Genomic DNA, 16,524 nt, shown 5'->3' with positions numbered 1-16,524 from the left:
ATTATTACTCATACCTCAAACTTTCAACAGGGTTTCTTGTGGCTGCTCTCCACGATTGAACAGATACAGTCAGTAGTGCAATACACATGGCAATAAGTCCTGCCAAAACAAATACCCACCATGAAAGTTCTGTTTTGTAGGCAAAGTTTTCCAACCATTTATCTATGACATAATAAGCTATTGGACAAGCTATGATGAAGGCAATTGCAACCCATTTTAGAAAATCTCGATTTAGCATTTTTATTATTTCATGGGTTTTAGCACCGTTTATTTTTCGAATTCCAATTTCTTTTCTTTTTAAGAATATGGCATTTAGCACCATACCTAATAAGCCCATAATTGATAATACAATAGCAAGTAAAGAGAAGGCACTAATAATTTTCACCTGTTGTTCTTCTTTATGATAAAATTGATTGATTTGATCTTGTAAAGAATAGGTTTTGACGATTTTATCAGGAGCAATTTTTTTGAAAAACTGATTCAATTTCTTTTGAACGGACACATGGCTATTCTCTGTAGTTTTTACTGCTAAAAGGTATAATTTTTTAGGATCCTGTTGCAGAATTACCATCGGACGAATTTTTTCATGAAAGGAGTGTGCGTTAAAATCTTTCACAATACCTCTTACCAAAAAAGCGCCATTAAATATAGAGCCAACTTTAAGATTGTGCTCTTTTGCGGCCGATTCATTAAAAACCATTTCGTTCCTATTGTCATGGAAATCACCTAGACCTTCTCCATCTATAAGCTTTAAGCCCAAGAGATCAATCATGCCTTTACCCATAATCAAACCATCGAAACGAACTTGATCATCACCACATGCCATATTAACAGGAAGGAAATTTTTAAAAGGAGGAATAAAGGATGATCCAGCAACTTTTGTTACACCTGGTATTTTTCTTATCTCACTATCAATCATCTGGAATTGTTGGCTCAACTCTTCAGAATTTAGTTCACAGACAATGATGTTTTGGGTATCGATATTTTTAGATCCTGTTTGAGCGAAATCCAATTGTTTTTTGATGCTTATTACGCCAACAATTAATAATACGAATATTGTAAAATGTACAATTAAGAATGAATTTCCCCATTGCTTTCTTTTTATAGATTTCACTAATTTGCCTTTAATCAGTAGTACCGAGGAGATTTTTGAAACACGAAATCCAATTAGCAGTCCAGCAAAGCTGCCAGTAATAAGTACCACAAGAATAAGAGCAATATAGCTCTGCCAAAGTGTAAAAACATCAATGCTTAGTGTTCTGTTGAGCGTTTCTTTTAAATAGGGAATTCCAAGTATGACAATTAGTGATGCTGGTATAAGACTGATGATTGCCAAGAGATTTGATTCCAATAATACTTGCTTGAAAATATGCATACTGGAAGCACCCATTGCCTTTTGTACTCCTAAATCTTTAATGCGAATTTCAATCTTGGCCTTTGTCAGAAAAACATAGTTTACGATTGCAATAATTAAAATTAAAGAAGATATGATCAAAAAGTAGATCAACTCGCTCGGGTTTCCTTTTCGAGTATAAAAATTACGATTCAAGTTGTTCGAATGGAGATATATATCAGAAACTGGCTGTAAATGATAATCTAGAACCATTATTTTCTCATCAGATGTGCGATTTTTATATGCTTGTAAACTTTGTTCGACCATAGCAGGTTTTGCTTTTGAAGTCAAACGAACATAGGTATGCAAATCAAAATGATTCCAGTCTCTAAAATTATTTTTTGATGATGTGTAATGTCCCCATTTTTTTCTTTTGTGAGATGAGAACTTATCCATTAGATGAATGTGCCCAATGAAATTAGGATGTAGACTTGAATAAGCGGGAAAATCCTTGTAAACACCGCAAACACTTAAATCACAAAACTGTTCACCTATTTTAATCTTTAACAATTGATTAATCGGATCTTCCTTCGCAAAATATTTATCTGCAATGGATGAAGAAATACAAATTTCGTTAACAGATCTTGGGACGCTACCATTCCGAATTTTAATTCCTAAATTCTTATATATACTGCTATCTGCACAAGCAAAATTATCATCTTTGAGCAAAACATTATTGGCGTTTTTTAATTCTACTTGGCTTACCTGATGAATTCTAAAAAAGCTATTTACCTGAGGAATTTCCGCTTGTATCGTACTTCCCAATGGGTAGGTAGTATTGCAATCTTCTCCACGAATAATTCGATATAAATTTTCCTTTTGAGGAATGAATTTATCGAAAGAATTTTCATGTATATACAGCAAAAGCAGTAAAAACACACAACCCAAACCAATTCCCAAACCCAATATGCTAATAACGGATTGAACTTTGTTTTTCAGGATGCTACGAATAGATAATTTAAGACTAATAGGTAATTTCATAATATGTTGTAATCTGATAAGGATTTATGGTTGATTCTTAATCTGCCATTTCTTCTACAGGAACATTTTCAGTTACCACTTTTCCATCAAACAAGTTAATCACACGATGTGCATAGCCAGAATCTTTGTGTGAGTGGGTTACCATTATAATCGTTGTACCTTCACGGTTAAGCTCAGTAAGCAATTCCATCACTTCTTGACCGTTTGATGAATCCAGGTTACCTGTAGGCTCATCGGCAAGAATTAAGCCCGGGTTTGACACAACTGCACGAGCAATAGCAACACGCTGCTGTTGTCCTCCTGAAAGTTGCTGTGGATAATGTTTAGCTCTATGACTCATACTCATACGATCGAGTACTTTATTTACCATTTCCTTGCGCTTCTTATTACTAATTCCCTGATAAACCAGTGGCATTTCAACGTTCTCAAAAACATTCAATTCATCAATCAGGTTAAAACTCTGGAACACAAAACCAATGTTCCCTTTTCGTAAATCGGTACGTTTGTTTTCTTTGTACTCGGCAACATTGGTTCCTTTGAAATGAAACTCTCCTTCTGATGGATTATCAAGTAAACCCAAGATGTTTAGAAGAGTTGATTTTCCACAACCTGAAGGTCCCATAATGGCAACAAATTCACCTTTTTTGATGTTTAGGTTTACATTATTTAGTGCCAGCGTTTCAATTTCGTCTGTCCTAAATATTTTCTTAAGATTTACCGTGTTAATCATATGTTTTGATTTTAGGATTTACAATTATATATAAGGTCTAATTTAGTAATTCGTCTTTGTAGGATACTTATGTTTTACTTATTTAAATTCAATCCGCTCATTATCGCCGAACGATTCGTAGCTGGAAGTGATCACTTTTTCTCCTTCTTGTAAGCCTTCTAGCACTTCGAAATATTGTGAATTTTGTCGTCCAATGTTTATTTTTCTCTTTATAGCAAAATCACCCGACTCATCTAAAATAAATACCCATTGTCCACCTGTGCTTTGGAAAAAACCACCTCGAGGCAATAGAATTGCATCAACGGGTTGTCCTAACTCTAGTTTGAGATGATAGGTTTGCCCAGTACGTAAATTCTCTGGCGAAGTACCATCAAAAATTAAATCAACCTTAAAACGTCCTTCTCTAACTTCCGGATAAACCTTTTTAGTTTTTAGCTTGAATTGTTGCTCGTTTCTTGTAAATGTGGCTGAAAGATTTCTTCGAACCCGATCAATATAATGCTCATCGACTTCTGCAACAACCTTAAAGCTTTCAAGCATGTGAAGTTGTCCAATTCGTTCCCCTCTGTTAATCGATTGACCAATTTCAATATCTAAACTTCCTAGCTGACCATCTGCTGGTGCTTTTATATTCAGGTTTTCCAAACGTTGTCTAACCATATTCAAATTCTGCTGCATATTGGCCAAACTACTATTCATCTGAATTTTTTGATTCGCTCTAAAAATTGAATCCTGCACCATTCTCTGATATCTCAACTCTCTATCCTGACGAGACAATTCGTAATCTTCTTTCGATTGTAAATACTCTTCTTTCGACACAAATCCTTTTTCAAACAGCATTAGGTTTTGTTCATATTTTCTTTTCTGTCTGATAATATCTGTATCAATAACAAGCAGTTGCTGTTTATTACTTATCTTCTGTTGCTCCATATTAATAAGCGTATTCCTTAGCTCATTCGATTGATAAGCCAATTGTGATTCGGTATTTAAAATCTCAAGTTTTAAATCACTGTTTATCATTTTCAGGATGATATCACCTTTTTTAACGGTTTCTCCTTCATCGATTAATTTTTCGATTACTTTTCCGCCTTCTTCAACATCCAGGTAAATTGTTGTTTTCGGTTCTACCGTCCCAATAATGGATATGTAATCTTTAAATTCACCCATTTTTACTATCGAAATATTTAATTTCTCTTCTTCTGCGCGGAATGTTGATGTTGAACTGCTCAACATTAACCATATCAAAATGCCAAGTACACTTATGGCAATAATCATGTAAACATGCTTGGCTTTAATTCCTTTACCTTTTTCTATTTTTCGATCCATCGTCATCTTAAGACTTTTACTCATTACCTCTTGCAAGTGAAAAAATTGCAATTCATGATTATCTAAGCTAAACTTGTGCCATGAGGTGTAATTGTCATGATATTAGCTGTTTATGTGTCAGCGTTTAAATTGTAGTGTAAAAAAAATGGACAATCATTGTCTAATTTTTTTAAAAGCTCTTTACATTAGTTCTAAAATTATGAACATTTGAATGTGATTCTTAAAAATGAAAGAAGCCAAAATTTTAATTGTAGATGATAACAAAAGCATTCTAAGTGCACTAGACTTGCTGCTTACCGGGAACTGTAAAAAGGTGAAATGTTTGTCGAACCCAAATGTTTTGCTTGCAGAATTGATTGAGGATAGTTACGATGTTGTTCTTTTGGATATGAATTTTAAAGCTGGCATAAACACAGGAAATGAAGGTATTTATTGGTTAAATCAGATATTCGAATACAACCCAGGTATTAGTGTTATTATGATTACTGCATATGGTGATGTAGAATTAGCTGTAAAAGCTGTGCGAAATGGAGCTGTCGACTTTGTTCTGAAACCATGGGAAAACGAAAAAATGCTGACTACTATTGAAATGGCTGTGAAATTGAGTAACTCCCGAAAAGAAGTCAGAAAATTGCGTTTAAAGGAAGATGAATTGATTGCAGAAATCAATAAAAGCAAGAATGACTTGATTGGTTCGTCGCCAGAATGGGAAACTGTGATGGCCATGGTTCGTAAAGTTGCTGCAACTGATGCGAATATTCTTATCACAGGTGAAAATGGTACTGGTAAAGAATTAATTGCTAGAGAAATTCACAGATTATCCAACCGGTCACAAAATGTAATGGTTAATGTTGATATGGGCTCTATAGCTGAAACCCTATTCGAAAGTGAGTTGTTCGGCCACAAAAAAGGTGCTTTTACTGATGCGCAAAGCGATAGAATGGGAAAAATTGAAGCCTCGAACAAAGGTACTCTTTTTCTGGATGAGATTGGAAACCTATCACTGCCCATGCAAGCCAAACTATTAGCAGTTCTGCAAAATAGAAAGTTAACCCGATTGGGTGAGAATTTACCAGTAGATATTGATGTAAGAGTAGTATGTGCAACCAATTGTGATTTATCTAAAATGGTGAATGATGGCAATTTTAGGGAGGATTTACTTTATAGAATAAATACTATACAAATTGAACTTCCTGCTTTACGAGATCGAAAAATGGATATTCCTGCCTTAGCGGAATTCTTTTTACAGTTGTATACAGATAAATACAATAAGAAGGGCTTGACAATTTCATCAGATGCGATTTCCAAATTGAAAGCTTATCATTGGCCTGGAAATGTTCGAGAATTACAACACGCCATCGAAAAAGTGGTTATTTTAAGTGATCGTCATGTAATTAAAGCTGCTGATTTTGTGTTTAAATCCGTAGAACTTTCAAGTGGTGAAGCGTACGGTGGAACACTAGAAGAAATGGAAAAACAGTTGATTACAGCAGCCATCGAAAAACAAATGGGAAATCTTAGTGCTGTTTCAAGTCAGCTTGGAATTACACGCCAAACCTTATACAACAAAATAAAGAAATATGGGATATAGACACTACAATATTGTTTTATTTATTCGTCTAATTTTTGTGATTTTCATTGCGGGAGCAATTGGTTTCTGCGTGTCCATCCAAAACTATTATCTACTGTCAGTATTTCTTTTAATAGAGCTTCTACTTGTATGGCGATTGTTATTCTTTTTGCGCAAAACACACAAACAGATGGATTACTTTGTTCAGTCCATAAAAAATAAGGATACGACCCTACACTTCCCTAAAAAATCAGGTAATAAAATTATTGATGAGTTAAATCAAAGTTTAAATGAACTGAATGGTATCATTCAGGAAGTTCAAATGAAAAGCAGAATAAAGGAAACCTATTTTGCTGAAATTCTTCAGAATATTGCCACTGGTGTTATCGTTATTACAGAAAATGGGTTTGTTACCGATGTTAATTCATCAGCATTGGAGTTGACAAGTCTACAAACCTTCACCCATATTAAGCAATTGGAACATATCGATGCAAAATTTTCAAAAGGCCTAATCGAGTTAAAAAATAAGGAGAAGAAAGTGCTTGACCTTCTTTTGCAAAAGGAGAAAGTACAAGTGATAACTCGCTGTACGGTTATTCGATTGGAGAATGAGGATGTAAAATTAATAACGCTTCAGGACATTAGAGGAGAGTTGGAACGTAAAGAAATTGACGCCTGGGTAAAACTTATTCGTGTTTTAAGTCATGAAATTATGAATTCATTGGCTCCAGTAACGTCAATATCCCAATCATTAAAAGGAATTTGGGAGCAAAAACTAGAGCTTGCAGAAAATCAACCAATAGACATTCATGTTGAGAAGACGATTAATGGATTAGGCGTAATTACAGAAATGAGTGAAGGCTTAATTCGTTTTGTTCAATCGTACCGAATTCTATCTAAAGCTCCTGAACCTCGCTTAAGTAGTATTGGTATTTACAGCTTTTTCGATCGCTTGAATATCTTACTATCTCCTATAAAGGAGGGTTTCTCAGGGAATTTAAACTTACTTCCACCAGCTAAAAATTTCCATTTTATTGCCGACGAACAAATGATGGTTCAGGTTATTATCAATTTGGTAAAGAATGCTTCTGAGGCAATCAACGGACAAGGATCAGAAAATGGTAATGGCTCGAAGATTAGGGTTACGGCTATTAAATCAGGAGAAATTACTTCGATTAAAGTAAGTGATAATGGCCCTGGAATAACAGATGAAATTGCCGATGAAATATTCATACCATTTTTTACAACAAAGGATAATGGTTCAGGAATTGGTTTAAGTTATTCTCGTCAGATAATAAGAGCACATGGAGGAAGTTTAAATTGCAGATCGAAAGAGGGTGAGACGGTATTTACATTGAGATGGTAATTTGATTTAAGATGGAAAAAAAACATTATTGTTAATTGATTTTTATTAAATTGCTTTATCAATAACGATATAATCCACTTCAGATGTCATCAGCAGGTCATGTTTTCGATATGATTCGAAGAATTAGAGGAAATAAAGAAGGTTTAACTTCTAATAAAGCAGGTTTCCGCGATAATATTGAAATCAGAGACAAAAGAAGAACATTTCTACGTTTCAAAAAAGTCTCTGAGCCGGAATTAAAAAGTATTAAGAACAAGATTCGCTACAAGGCCAAATTAGAAAAAAGAAGAATCTTCCTAATTACGATTGTTGTGACTATAGTATTTGTTTTAGCATATGTTTGGGTCTTGTTTTTCTAAACTTGTGGTAATAACTAAGTAAATCTTAAGATAAATTACTCCTCCCTTTTGTTCTGCAGAAGGGAGTTTTTAATTAACTTTCGTTTTAATAAAATAGATTAATATGACAGGCTTTGTAGGACACATGAAGAATTGCATCAAGCAGAATAGAAGTCAATTAAACTCTAAAAATGCAAAGTTTAGAGATAATGTTGATTTAGGCTTTATTGAAAGAAACGAGATGCAATTCAAAGAAGTCTCTGAAGAAAAACTTAAATCGATAAAAGAAGATATTCGTATAAAAGCGGAAATGGAGCAAAAACGTATTCTTCTTATTTCATTATCAATATTTCTTGTGTTGATTATTGCTTGTCTGTACTTTTTGTAAATAAAATTCATGATAACACTTCGCCCTTTAACAATAGAAAATTTGCCTTCTTTTTACAATTGGATCCGAGATGAGGAAGCCATTTTTTATTCTTTATCCATTTTTCAGAAGATGAAAACCGATCAACAGATTGAGGATTGGTTTATAAATACGATCAATAACAAAAAGAATAGCAATCATGGCATTTTTGTCGGTGATGTTTTTGTTGGTTATGCTGGTATTTGTGGAATTTCTACCACCAATAAATCGGGAGAATACTTCATATTTATTGGCGACAAAGACTATTGGGGAAAAGGTGTAGGAACCGAAGTTACTAAGCAAATTGTTAAAATAGGTTTCGAAGAATTGAATTTGAATCGAATTATGCTCACGGTTTCGGTTCCCAATAAAGGAGGCGTAAAAGCATACGAACGAGCAGGATTTGTTTTGGAAGGAAGGTTTCGAGAGGCGGCGTTTCGAAATGGCCAATACCATGACAAGTTGGTGATGTCTATTCTAAAATCAGAATATTCGTAGGGACACGCCATGACGTGTCTAAAAAACTATCTATTAAAAAAAAAGACCCCCCGAACCATTACAGCACGAGGGATAGCCAACAAGTTTATTTCATAACCATATCCAAATAGGATAGAGAATTTTCATTTTTGTTTTAACCAGCAAGAAATACCAGTTGCCACTTTGTCTTTTTCGCTAAGTATAATCTAAATTTAGCTTTTCCTTACTCTAAAAATATTGATTTGTTGCGCTTTATTAGAGCCAGTAAAAAATATTTAATTAAATAAGTTGATGCGAATCTACAAAAAGATTATTAAACCATAAGCAAATATTATGAAAATTTAATTTATTGTGAGTTGGCACATTTGACACTTGTAAATAGTAAATAGATAATCTATCTTGAACGGTTTTTCAAAAAAATAAACGCCTCCTTAAATCAAGTATTTTTCTTTCTATATAAGAGCTTCCTTCTTAAATATTGGCAATTTTTGATAATACATTCCTCTACATTTTTTAACTTGAACATAGTAGTAGTTAAAAAAGATGTAATAATAGATGGAGGAGAAGCAATGAGTGAATTGAGAAAAGTAGATTTAAAGAAGAAATACAAAACTTTCTATTCGGAACGCAGAGGCAATATATCCATTCTAGAAGTTCCAGAATTTAAATACCTAATGTGCAGCGGAAATGGTGGTCCTTGCTCAGATGGATACAAAAATGCTCTAGAGGCACTTTTCCCTTTAGCCTACCATATTAAATTTTCGATGAGAACAGCTCGAGAAGTAGATTATGGGGTAATGCCATTGGAAAGTTTGTGGTGGATGGATGACATGACCCAGTTTTCGAAAGATCGAATGAATGAATGGGAATGGTCGGCCATGATTATGCAACCCAATTTTATCACCAAAGAAATTGTTGAAACTGCCTGCGATGAATTGGGCAAAAAGAAAGACCTACCATTTTTGAAGCAAATTGAATTGGTCGATTTCTGTGATGGTTTGTCTGCACAAATTATGCACATTGGACCTTATGCCGATGAGGGACCAACAATCGAAAAACTGCATGCCCATATCCACGAAAGTGGGTGCGAAATAAGTGGTAAGCATCGAGAGATCTACCTAAATGACCCTCGACGAACTGCACCCGAAAATTTAAAAACATTAATTAGGCAGCCTGTTGTTAAGCTTAAATAGATGCTATTGGCAAAAATTTAATATCATTAAATTCTAGAAAATACATCCTTTAGCTTATAAAATATATTCTATTATTTACAAAGCCTCTCAAATGGCGAGGCTTTTTTGTATTCTGGTCATAAAGATTCAAAAACTCCATCGGATTCTGGCGAAGGCCAATTGACCAATGTCGCCAAACTCTGTTCTTTCTTTTCCAAAAAATAGTTGTGTGGTGATCATTAATTCGATATTCTCATGAATGGAATACCTGCAAGAAGGGCTTAAATACCAAGAGTTATCGGAAGGATTTAGAATAGCAGCTATGCCTGCATTAAAAAGTGGATTTATTGGGATAGATGCTTGAGCAAACAAGGAGTATTTTGCCAATGATAGCTGTTTTGCTGATAAATTTTGAGTGAGTAAAAGGTTCGACCCACCGGCATCTCCCGTTGTTCCCTTGCTGTTGTATAATCCTTCTATCGATAGGTATAAATTATTTTTTAAAGTATAGTCGTAGGAGATTGAGGCGACAGTTGATTCTTGTGAATTAGTTTGATTTGTGCGAGGGAAGAAATGGGTGATTTCTCCTCTAAATCCTCCTCCTTTAATACTTCCGGTATATCCGCCACCAATCATGTAATCATCACCAACCCAGCCCGAAATAAATTGGTAATCGTAATTATTATAAGAGAAACGATACATAGCAGCAAGGGCCATTTCGTTGGTGCTCTTAGCTATTTTGTAAACAATTTCGACCGATGAGGTTGCCCCGATATAGTGTCGGATGTTAATTGCATCGCTGCCTGGACGTTCTTCATAATCAAAATCGAAATAGGAAAAACTATTAAAAACATCATTAGGATTCCAAACTAGATTAATGCCCCAGTTGATTCTCTGTCTGCCCAATCTTATTTGCCAATTGCCGGTAGAATAATCGATGTAGGCCCTGTCAAATATCGAATGCAGAAAAGAATTGTTTCCCTCGGTCGTAATCCACGATAAATCTAAAAAGCCATTGTCAAAATCCACCGATGATTTGTTATTGGGGATATCGCTCACTGCATTTCCAGAAATGAAACGGTTGCGCATGCCCAGTGTAAAAGTCATTTTATCGTTGGCAAACCAGTTTAAGTTAAGACGATTATGGATGGTGTTGATATTGAAATCGTGTAATTCTGGTCCTACTGATAGTTGTTCTGGGTGATAGTACATGTGGAGATCCTTTAGATAACCATCAAGTGTAAGTTTCTGATCTTGCGAGAAAGAAAAGAAAGGAATGAGGAATAATATAAACAGCGATTTAAATTTCATTTTATTAGATTGATTTGCGAACATCGCTTATGATTTTACCATCTTCCAGCGTGATTACTCTATGCGCCTTTTTAACAACGCGCTGATCGTGAGTCGAGAATATAAATGTAATGTTCTCTTTTTGGTTCAGTTCTTCCATAATATCCAACAGGTTTTCTGTCGATTTCGTATCGAGATTTGCTGTTGGTTCATCGGCCAAAACAAATTTTGGTTTGGAAGCTAATGCGCGGGCAACAGCAACTCGCTGTTGCTGTCCTCCTGATAATTTGGCCGGACGGCTGTTCTCTCTGCCTTCCAATCCTACTTCTTTAAGTAAGTCCATTGTTCTTTTTTCGCGTTCCTGCTTCGAACGATTCTGCAATTGCATAATAAACTCTACATTCTCTTTTGCCGTTAAAACGGGGATTAAGTTGTAAGCCTGGAAAACAAAACCAATATTTTGCATTCTAAATTTAATCAGGTCCGATGATTTTAGTTGGCTCAAATCGGTTTTGTCGATTAGGATTTTTCCATTGGTAGGCACATCTAACCCTCCAAGAATATTTAGAAGTGTTGATTTTCCAGAGCCTGAAGGGCCAACAATTGCGGCAAATTCACCTTCTTTAAAAGTAAGACTAACGTCGTTTACTGCATGTACATTTACTTCCGAATCTTTGTATATTTTATGCAGGTTTGTGATTTCGATGATGTTCATTTTCTTGCTCGTTTGCTATGTGTACTAATTTCTTGACTTTTTACTCTGTTCTTATCGCATCAGCTGGATTGTATTTTAAAGCTTTTCTTGCTGGATAAATCGATGCGAGAATTCCTGTAATAATTACCAGAATGGCAATTACATATATGGTTTCAAATTCTACCACAGGATAAATATGTGAACTGTAGCCCATGTCTTCAAAACCAGCATTATAACCCGAAAGGTTAATTCCATTTTTCATTGTAGCATAGGTGGCACCCAAGCCAATCAGAATGCCGTTAAATCCACCTGTAAAAGTTAAGAGAACGGTTTCTAGCATAAGCATACCAAAGATTCTTGCCTTGCTCATTCCTACAGCCATAAGCATACCCAATTCTTTTACTCTTTCGAGGATAACCATTAACATGGTGTTTACAATTCCGAAACCCAGTGCCAATAGAATAATAATAACGAAAATATAGGTATACAGATTGCCAATTTCGTTGAGATATCCCAACTCTGGCATAGCTTCCTTCCAACTTTGTACCAAAAGGTCTTGATGTTGCTCTTTCAGCATGGCTGCATATTGATCTATTTGTTCAGTATCATCCAAATGAATGACAATTTCGTGAGAGGTGTTTTTATCTAGACCGAGTAAACGAGCCAAATCACTTTTGCGCACAAATACGTTCATCTCTTCAAAAATTCCACTGCTTATGTCGAAAATTCCACATACTCTAAAAGCACCTCCAGTAATATTTCCCGATGCATCATGAACGGTGATTACTACTTTTGAGCGCATTTTGACTTTAAGTTTTTTTGCAAGCTTGGCTCCAATTACGATCGGATTTCTTTTCATTCCCTCGAAATATTTTCCTTCCGATAATTTAGTGTGTAAATTGGTAACGGTTTTTTCCTTTTCCGGATCAACACCAATTATTCTAACTCCTGTTCCTGTTTCGGCCGATGCAATCATCGATTGAATTACGATTCTTGGGCTAATGCCGTCAATATGGTCCAATTTAGTAATCTCATTCACTAAAGACCTACTGTTTGGAATTGACTCTTTTAAGTCGTAATTCTCATTGAATTTTGGTTGCTGAATACGCATATGCGAAGCTTCGGTTTCTACACCAGCTTCCAAACGCTGATTCATCCATCCTTTCGTGAATGTTGCGGTGAAAACACCTGCCGACATGCCTACGCTTATCGCAGCAATAATAATTCCCGAACGAAGCGGGCTGCGCCAAATATTTCTCCATGCTATCGATTTGATCATATTTTTTGCTAACTTTTTGATTCGTTACTCTTCGTTAATTGTTTCTTGTTATTGGATTTTATTCTTTCGTTTATCTACTTTTTTGCACTCCAGATTAAGCCTTTAAAGCATTGATTTCTTTTAATCTCAATACTGATATTACAGGATAAATAGCAATAATCAGTATGATAATCGACACACTAATGGCCTGTTGGCTAAATACGGTCCAGTCAACAGAGAAAAACATGTAAGGTTCAAAACCAAATTCTTCCATCATTTGTGCAGCCTGGCCAGTTAGCGGAATGGGGTTAGCACTTTGTAAGTGCAGCAGAGGATAGCTGACTATCAAACCTGAAAGAATGCCTAACAAGCCAATAAATAAAGTTTCAAAGAATATCACACTGGCAAGTTTTCCCTTGCTCATGCCAATGGCTACCATCACGCCAAATTCTCTGCGTCGTTCCATTATCATCATCATAATCGTTCCCAAAATACCAAAGGCAATTACGATATAGAGAATTGCTTTCATAATTACACCGCCAGCGCGGTCACCTTCTATTTGCTGTACTACTTCTGGTTGCATTTCCTCCCAACTCATAATAGAGTAGGGAGCTTTCATTTTCTTTTTCAGATCACGAAAAGTTCTTCTCATTACTTCATTGTCGGCCACATTTATCACTAATGAGCTTAGGCGATTTTCAGCACTAAAAAAATCCTGACATTTCGAAAGACTCATGTAAACAATGGTTTTGTTTAACTCAGGTGATACATGTTTAATAATTCCGCGAACGGGAAATTTTTCAGCAGCACTAACGCCGTGGTATCCTTGACTAATCATCACTAAAGTGTCATTAATTCCAAGATGTAAATAGTTTGCCAATCCATCGCCGAGTAAAACACCATTGTCATTGGCTTCCAAATATTTCCCTTTCCTTACTTTATCGGCAATTTTGGTGAGTTGATTTTCACCTAAAGGGTCAATGCCGAATATCATGGCACCTTTTGTTAGTTCTTTTGATGAGGCCAAACCAAAGGACTCTAGCCTTGGAAAAACAAATTCTACATCCTTATTAGCAAGTAGTTCGTCTACTAATTCCTGACTGTATTCGAAGGTGGTGTTAAGGCTTTTGTTTTCCCAGTAGTCCTCGTGATGCACTTGCATGTATCCTGAGTAGAACTTCACCACAATATCAACCATTTTGGTATAGGAACCTTCCTGCATCGAAGTCATGTATGCGGAAAAAACAACTCCAAAAAAGATCGAGGCGACCGTTATGAATGTTCGTCGTTTGTTTCTCCACAAATTACGCCAGGCCAATTTTAGGTTTGTAAGCATATCTTTAGGCGTTTCGTTTGTTATTCTAAATTGCAAGATTCATTTTGTTCCTTATCGTACTCTTTTCATGTTCTGAATCGAGAAAAAGGATTCTTTAATTGAAATATTAAACTGGGTGTCACCATAAATGAGTATGGTTTTTTTATTTTCCTCATCGGCAGGAATCATTTCCAGTCGCGTGGGCATCATTCTGTCATCCACCATTTTAATATCCGACAAGACTTCATATTTCACCAGGTAATTATCTTCGTCGAAATATTCTGCTCTAAGCCAATGCTTTTCTTTTTTACTGATCCACATGTAAATTTTACCCCAGACTACGGGAGCTTCTTCGTTAGGAATTAATTCAATTTTATAGCATTCATATCCTTGTATTTTTTCTTCTCCAGCAAGCTTGTGAGTGTAGTCTTTTGCCAATGATGATTCCTTTACCAGATCATCGTTTGTGAAATCTGAGCCCATCCAGGATTGCATCATCATTGAAGGAGGAATTTTTACCATACGCTCAATACTTGGAATCCAGTTCCACATTTCATTAGCACGTTTCAAAAAAACTTGCCCTTTTTCTTTGGCAGGAGAGGTGATGTACATTAATGAGAATTTGTTCCCGATGGTCCAGCTTTTCATTTTAACCGTGCGTGACCAACCTGGGCGTTCAATAGTCATGCTGAAATTGCTTTTGCTCGACGTGCCTCTCATTTTTTCATCAGCCTCTTGTACCCATTTTTTCACATCCAGTTCTTGGGTGAAGCCAGATAAGGAAACCAAACAAATAATTACTATGCTTATGATCTTATACATTTTTGGAAGAGTTGTTTGCATATAAGTTACTATTAATGCGGCAAATATGATCACAAAACAATTGAAAAATGAAGTGATTATTTAATTTGTACATCAAAGTGATGTGCTTTTAGGAAAAAATAATTATCTGAATTTATTCTAAATATAAACTGTATAAAACGATCATCTTATCTGTTTATCTTATTATTGTGAAAACGTTTGTGATTAGTGGGTATTCAGAGCTTTTTGTCTTTTATCTTGATGGATCTAGATATCTGGATAATAAACATAACGCTGGCTATAAGTGCTTATATTTCATATATTTATTCAGCAGTTAATACTGTGAACGAAACAATAATCTATGAAATTCCCTGTGCAAGTAATTGAATTCAGGGAACATCTGGTAAAATCCATAAAAACTAATTAACAGATGAACCAAGCTAATAAAAACGACAAGTCCAGAAGAAAATTCCTGCAAAAATTGGGTGTTGCAGGAGCCAGTGCCGTTGCCGGATCTGCCTTACTACTTCAAGGCTGTTCCGACTCTAACAAATCAAGCGGTAACAAAGTAAAGGTGTTAACAGCCGACAACAAGTTAGTTGAAGTTGATGTAGCCCACCTAAAACCAGGAGATAAAATCCAAGATTTAAGCTACCTGCAAGAACGAGGAAGAGAAGGAATTCCAGGCAAAAAGTTTGTTATGGTGGTTGATCTGGCAAAATGTAAAAATGCACGCAAGTGTATGAAAGCCTGCCAGAGTGCACACCAACTAAAACCGGAGATGCATCATTTGAATGTATTAGAGATGGAAGATCCGGTTCGCGACACTTCTTATTGGATGCCAAAAACGTGTCAACATTGCGACAACCCACCATGTGTTTCGGTATGTCCCGTTGATGCTACCTTTAAAAGACAAGACGGAATTGTACTAATCGACAATGAGCGTTGTATCGGTTGTCGTTTCTGTGTGGCTGCCTGTCCTTATTCAGCTCGTACTTTTAATTGGACCGAGCCTAAAAATTCTGAAGAGTTTGCAGAGGTTACCTATGATATGGAACTTAACGTACCACAGAAAAAAGGAACCGTTACCAAATGTGCCTTTTCTGCAGACCGAGTACGTGAAGGAAAGTTACCTTACTGTGTATCGGCTTGTCCAAACGGCGTGTATTATTTTGGTGATCAAAACGAAGATTTAGTAACCAATGGTACTACAAAGAAAACAGTTCGTTTGAGCGCATTACTCGATAATAATGCAGCCTATACCTTAATGCCTGAATTGGGTACAAAACCAAGTGTTTATTACTTGCCTCCACGCGAAAGCAAAGGATAAAACCAATAATACCCCAATAGCTGTTGGGACGTAATTACGAATTATCAATTACAGTTAAAGATTTACAAAAGCTGTAT

Annotated in this window: 15 protein-coding genes; 7 read left to right on the top strand and 8 right to left on the bottom strand. The window is 35.7% G+C overall.

All coding sequences use genetic code 11. From position 1 onward, the window contains the following. Positions 1 to 4: 4 nt before the first annotated feature. The 3 genes from L3049_RS10235 to L3049_RS10225 all read right to left on the bottom strand — a co-directional run bounded on the left by L3049_RS10235 (position 5) and on the right by L3049_RS10225 (position 4,454). Positions 5 to 2,374 carry an ABC transporter permease gene (locus L3049_RS10235; protein ID WP_275109711.1) on the bottom strand — a complete coding sequence of 790 codons (2,370 nt, stop codon included), beginning with the start codon at positions 2,372 to 2,374 and terminating at the stop codon, positions 5 to 7. Positions 2,375 to 2,411: 37 nt separating this feature from the next. Then, positions 2,412 to 3,104 carry an ABC transporter ATP-binding protein gene (locus L3049_RS10230; RefSeq protein WP_275109710.1) on the bottom strand — a complete coding sequence of 231 codons (693 nt, stop codon included), beginning with the start codon at positions 3,102 to 3,104 and terminating at the stop codon, positions 2,412 to 2,414. A gap of 78 nt (positions 3,105 to 3,182) precedes the next feature. Further along, positions 3,183 to 4,454 carry an efflux RND transporter periplasmic adaptor subunit gene (locus L3049_RS10225; protein ID WP_275109709.1) on the bottom strand — a complete coding sequence of 424 codons (1,272 nt, stop codon included), beginning with the start codon at positions 4,452 to 4,454 and terminating at the stop codon, positions 3,183 to 3,185. A gap of 202 nt (positions 4,455 to 4,656) precedes the next feature. Here L3049_RS10225 and L3049_RS10220 point away from each other — a divergent pair, with 202 nt between their 5' ends. From L3049_RS10220 to L3049_RS10195, 6 genes are all read left to right on the top strand, one after another. After that, complete coding sequence (locus L3049_RS10220) at positions 4,657 to 6,021, top strand: sigma-54-dependent transcriptional regulator (protein WP_275109708.1); 1,365 nt, start codon at positions 4,657 to 4,659, stop codon at positions 6,019 to 6,021. After that, positions 6,011 to 7,366 (top strand): sensor histidine kinase, encoded by a 1,356-nt coding sequence (locus tag L3049_RS10215; RefSeq protein WP_275109707.1) that lies wholly within the window; start codon positions 6,011 to 6,013, stop codon positions 7,364 to 7,366. The genes L3049_RS10220 and L3049_RS10215 overlap by 11 nt, the downstream gene beginning before the upstream one ends. Positions 7,367 to 7,449: 83 nt before the next feature. Further along, a complete protein-coding gene (locus L3049_RS10210; RefSeq protein ID WP_275109706.1) occupies positions 7,450 to 7,725 on the top strand; it encodes a hypothetical protein in 276 nt (91 codons plus the stop codon). Between the two features lie 103 nt (positions 7,726 to 7,828). Then, entirely contained in the window at positions 7,829 to 8,092 is a 264-nt protein-coding gene (locus tag L3049_RS10205; RefSeq protein ID WP_275109705.1) for a hypothetical protein, read from the top strand. 9 nt (positions 8,093 to 8,101) lie between these two features. Beyond that, positions 8,102 to 8,608, top strand: coding sequence for a GNAT family N-acetyltransferase (locus tag L3049_RS10200; RefSeq protein ID WP_275109704.1), 507 nt, complete (start codon positions 8,102 to 8,104; stop codon positions 8,606 to 8,608). A 497-nt stretch (positions 8,609 to 9,105) separates the two neighbouring features. Continuing rightward, positions 9,106 to 9,780, top strand: a complete 675-nt coding sequence (locus L3049_RS10195; protein WP_275109703.1) for a GyrI-like domain-containing protein — start codon at positions 9,106 to 9,108, stop codon at positions 9,778 to 9,780. Between the two features lie 126 nt (positions 9,781 to 9,906). Here L3049_RS10195 and L3049_RS10190 read toward each other — a convergent pair whose 3' ends face one another. The 5 genes from L3049_RS10190 to L3049_RS10170 form a co-directional block, all read right to left on the bottom strand. After that, positions 9,907 to 11,070 (bottom strand): hypothetical protein, encoded by a 1,164-nt coding sequence (locus tag L3049_RS10190; protein WP_275109702.1) that lies wholly within the window; start codon positions 11,068 to 11,070, stop codon positions 9,907 to 9,909. Between the two features lie 4 nt (positions 11,071 to 11,074). After that, complete coding sequence (locus L3049_RS10185; RefSeq protein ID WP_275109701.1) at positions 11,075 to 11,764, bottom strand: ABC transporter ATP-binding protein; 690 nt, start codon at positions 11,762 to 11,764, stop codon at positions 11,075 to 11,077. Between the two features lie 40 nt (positions 11,765 to 11,804). Next, on the bottom strand, positions 11,805 to 13,022 hold the full coding sequence (locus L3049_RS10180; protein ID WP_275109700.1) for an ABC transporter permease: 1,218 nt from the start codon (positions 13,020 to 13,022) through the stop codon (positions 11,805 to 11,807). A 94-nt stretch (positions 13,023 to 13,116) separates the two neighbouring features. Continuing rightward, positions 13,117 to 14,337 (bottom strand): ABC transporter permease, encoded by a 1,221-nt coding sequence (locus L3049_RS10175; protein ID WP_275109699.1) that lies wholly within the window; start codon positions 14,335 to 14,337, stop codon positions 13,117 to 13,119. 51 nt (positions 14,338 to 14,388) lie between these two features. Then, the gene (locus tag L3049_RS10170) at positions 14,389 to 15,159 is read right to left on the bottom strand and encodes an outer membrane lipoprotein-sorting protein (RefSeq protein WP_275109698.1); all 771 of its coding nucleotides are present in this window, start codon (positions 15,157 to 15,159) and stop codon (positions 14,389 to 14,391) included. Positions 15,160 to 15,547: 388 nt separating this feature from the next. On the opposite strand from L3049_RS10170, the gene L3049_RS10165 reads away from it, so the two are divergent. After that, on the top strand, positions 15,548 to 16,447 hold the full coding sequence (locus L3049_RS10165; RefSeq protein ID WP_275109697.1) for a 4Fe-4S dicluster domain-containing protein: 900 nt from the start codon (positions 15,548 to 15,550) through the stop codon (positions 16,445 to 16,447). Positions 16,448 to 16,524: the final 77 nt, after the last annotated feature.

It is taken from the genome of Labilibaculum sp. DW002 (assembly GCF_029029525.1).
GTDB classification, from domain to species: domain Bacteria; phylum Bacteroidota; class Bacteroidia; order Bacteroidales; family Marinifilaceae; genus Paralabilibaculum; species Paralabilibaculum antarcticum.
Note: the sequence above shows the minus strand (reverse complement) of the source record. Positions and strands in the feature narration are given on the sequence as shown.

What these genes read in the sequence shown, in the direction of transcription:
- L3049_RS10215 (WP_275109707.1), top strand. Translation starts at nt 6,011, where the DNA reads ATGGGATATAGACACTACAATATTGTTTTATTTATTCGTCTAATTTTT.
- L3049_RS10200 (WP_275109704.1), top strand. Translation starts at nt 8,102, where the DNA reads ATGATAACACTTCGCCCTTTAACAATAGAAAATTTGCCTTCTTTTTAC.
- L3049_RS10185 (WP_275109701.1), bottom strand. Translation starts at nt 11,764, where the DNA reads ATGAACATCATCGAAATCACAAACCTGCATAAAATATACAAAGATTCG.
- L3049_RS10175 (WP_275109699.1), bottom strand. Translation starts at nt 14,337, where the DNA reads ATGCTTACAAACCTAAAATTGGCCTGGCGTAATTTGTGGAGAAACAAA.
- L3049_RS10230 (WP_275109710.1), bottom strand. Translation starts at nt 3,104, where the DNA reads ATGATTAACACGGTAAATCTTAAGAAAATATTTAGGACAGACGAAATT.
- L3049_RS10220 (WP_275109708.1), top strand. Translation starts at nt 4,657, where the DNA reads ATGAAAGAAGCCAAAATTTTAATTGTAGATGATAACAAAAGCATTCTA.
- L3049_RS10180 (WP_275109700.1), bottom strand. Translation starts at nt 13,022, where the DNA reads ATGATCAAATCGATAGCATGGAGAAATATTTGGCGCAGCCCGCTTCGT.
- L3049_RS10235 (WP_275109711.1), bottom strand. Translation starts at nt 2,374, where the DNA reads ATGAAATTACCTATTAGTCTTAAATTATCTATTCGTAGCATCCTGAAA.
- L3049_RS10190 (WP_275109702.1), bottom strand. Translation starts at nt 11,070, where the DNA reads ATGAAATTTAAATCGCTGTTTATATTATTCCTCATTCCTTTCTTTTCT.
- L3049_RS10165 (WP_275109697.1), top strand. Translation starts at nt 15,548, where the DNA reads ATGAACCAAGCTAATAAAAACGACAAGTCCAGAAGAAAATTCCTGCAA.
- L3049_RS10225 (WP_275109709.1), bottom strand. Translation starts at nt 4,454, where the DNA reads ATGAGTAAAAGTCTTAAGATGACGATGGATCGAAAAATAGAAAAAGGT.
- L3049_RS10205 (WP_275109705.1), top strand. Translation starts at nt 7,829, where the DNA reads ATGACAGGCTTTGTAGGACACATGAAGAATTGCATCAAGCAGAATAGA.
- L3049_RS10210 (WP_275109706.1), top strand. Translation starts at nt 7,450, where the DNA reads ATGTCATCAGCAGGTCATGTTTTCGATATGATTCGAAGAATTAGAGGA.
- L3049_RS10170 (WP_275109698.1), bottom strand. Translation starts at nt 15,159, where the DNA reads ATGCAAACAACTCTTCCAAAAATGTATAAGATCATAAGCATAGTAATT.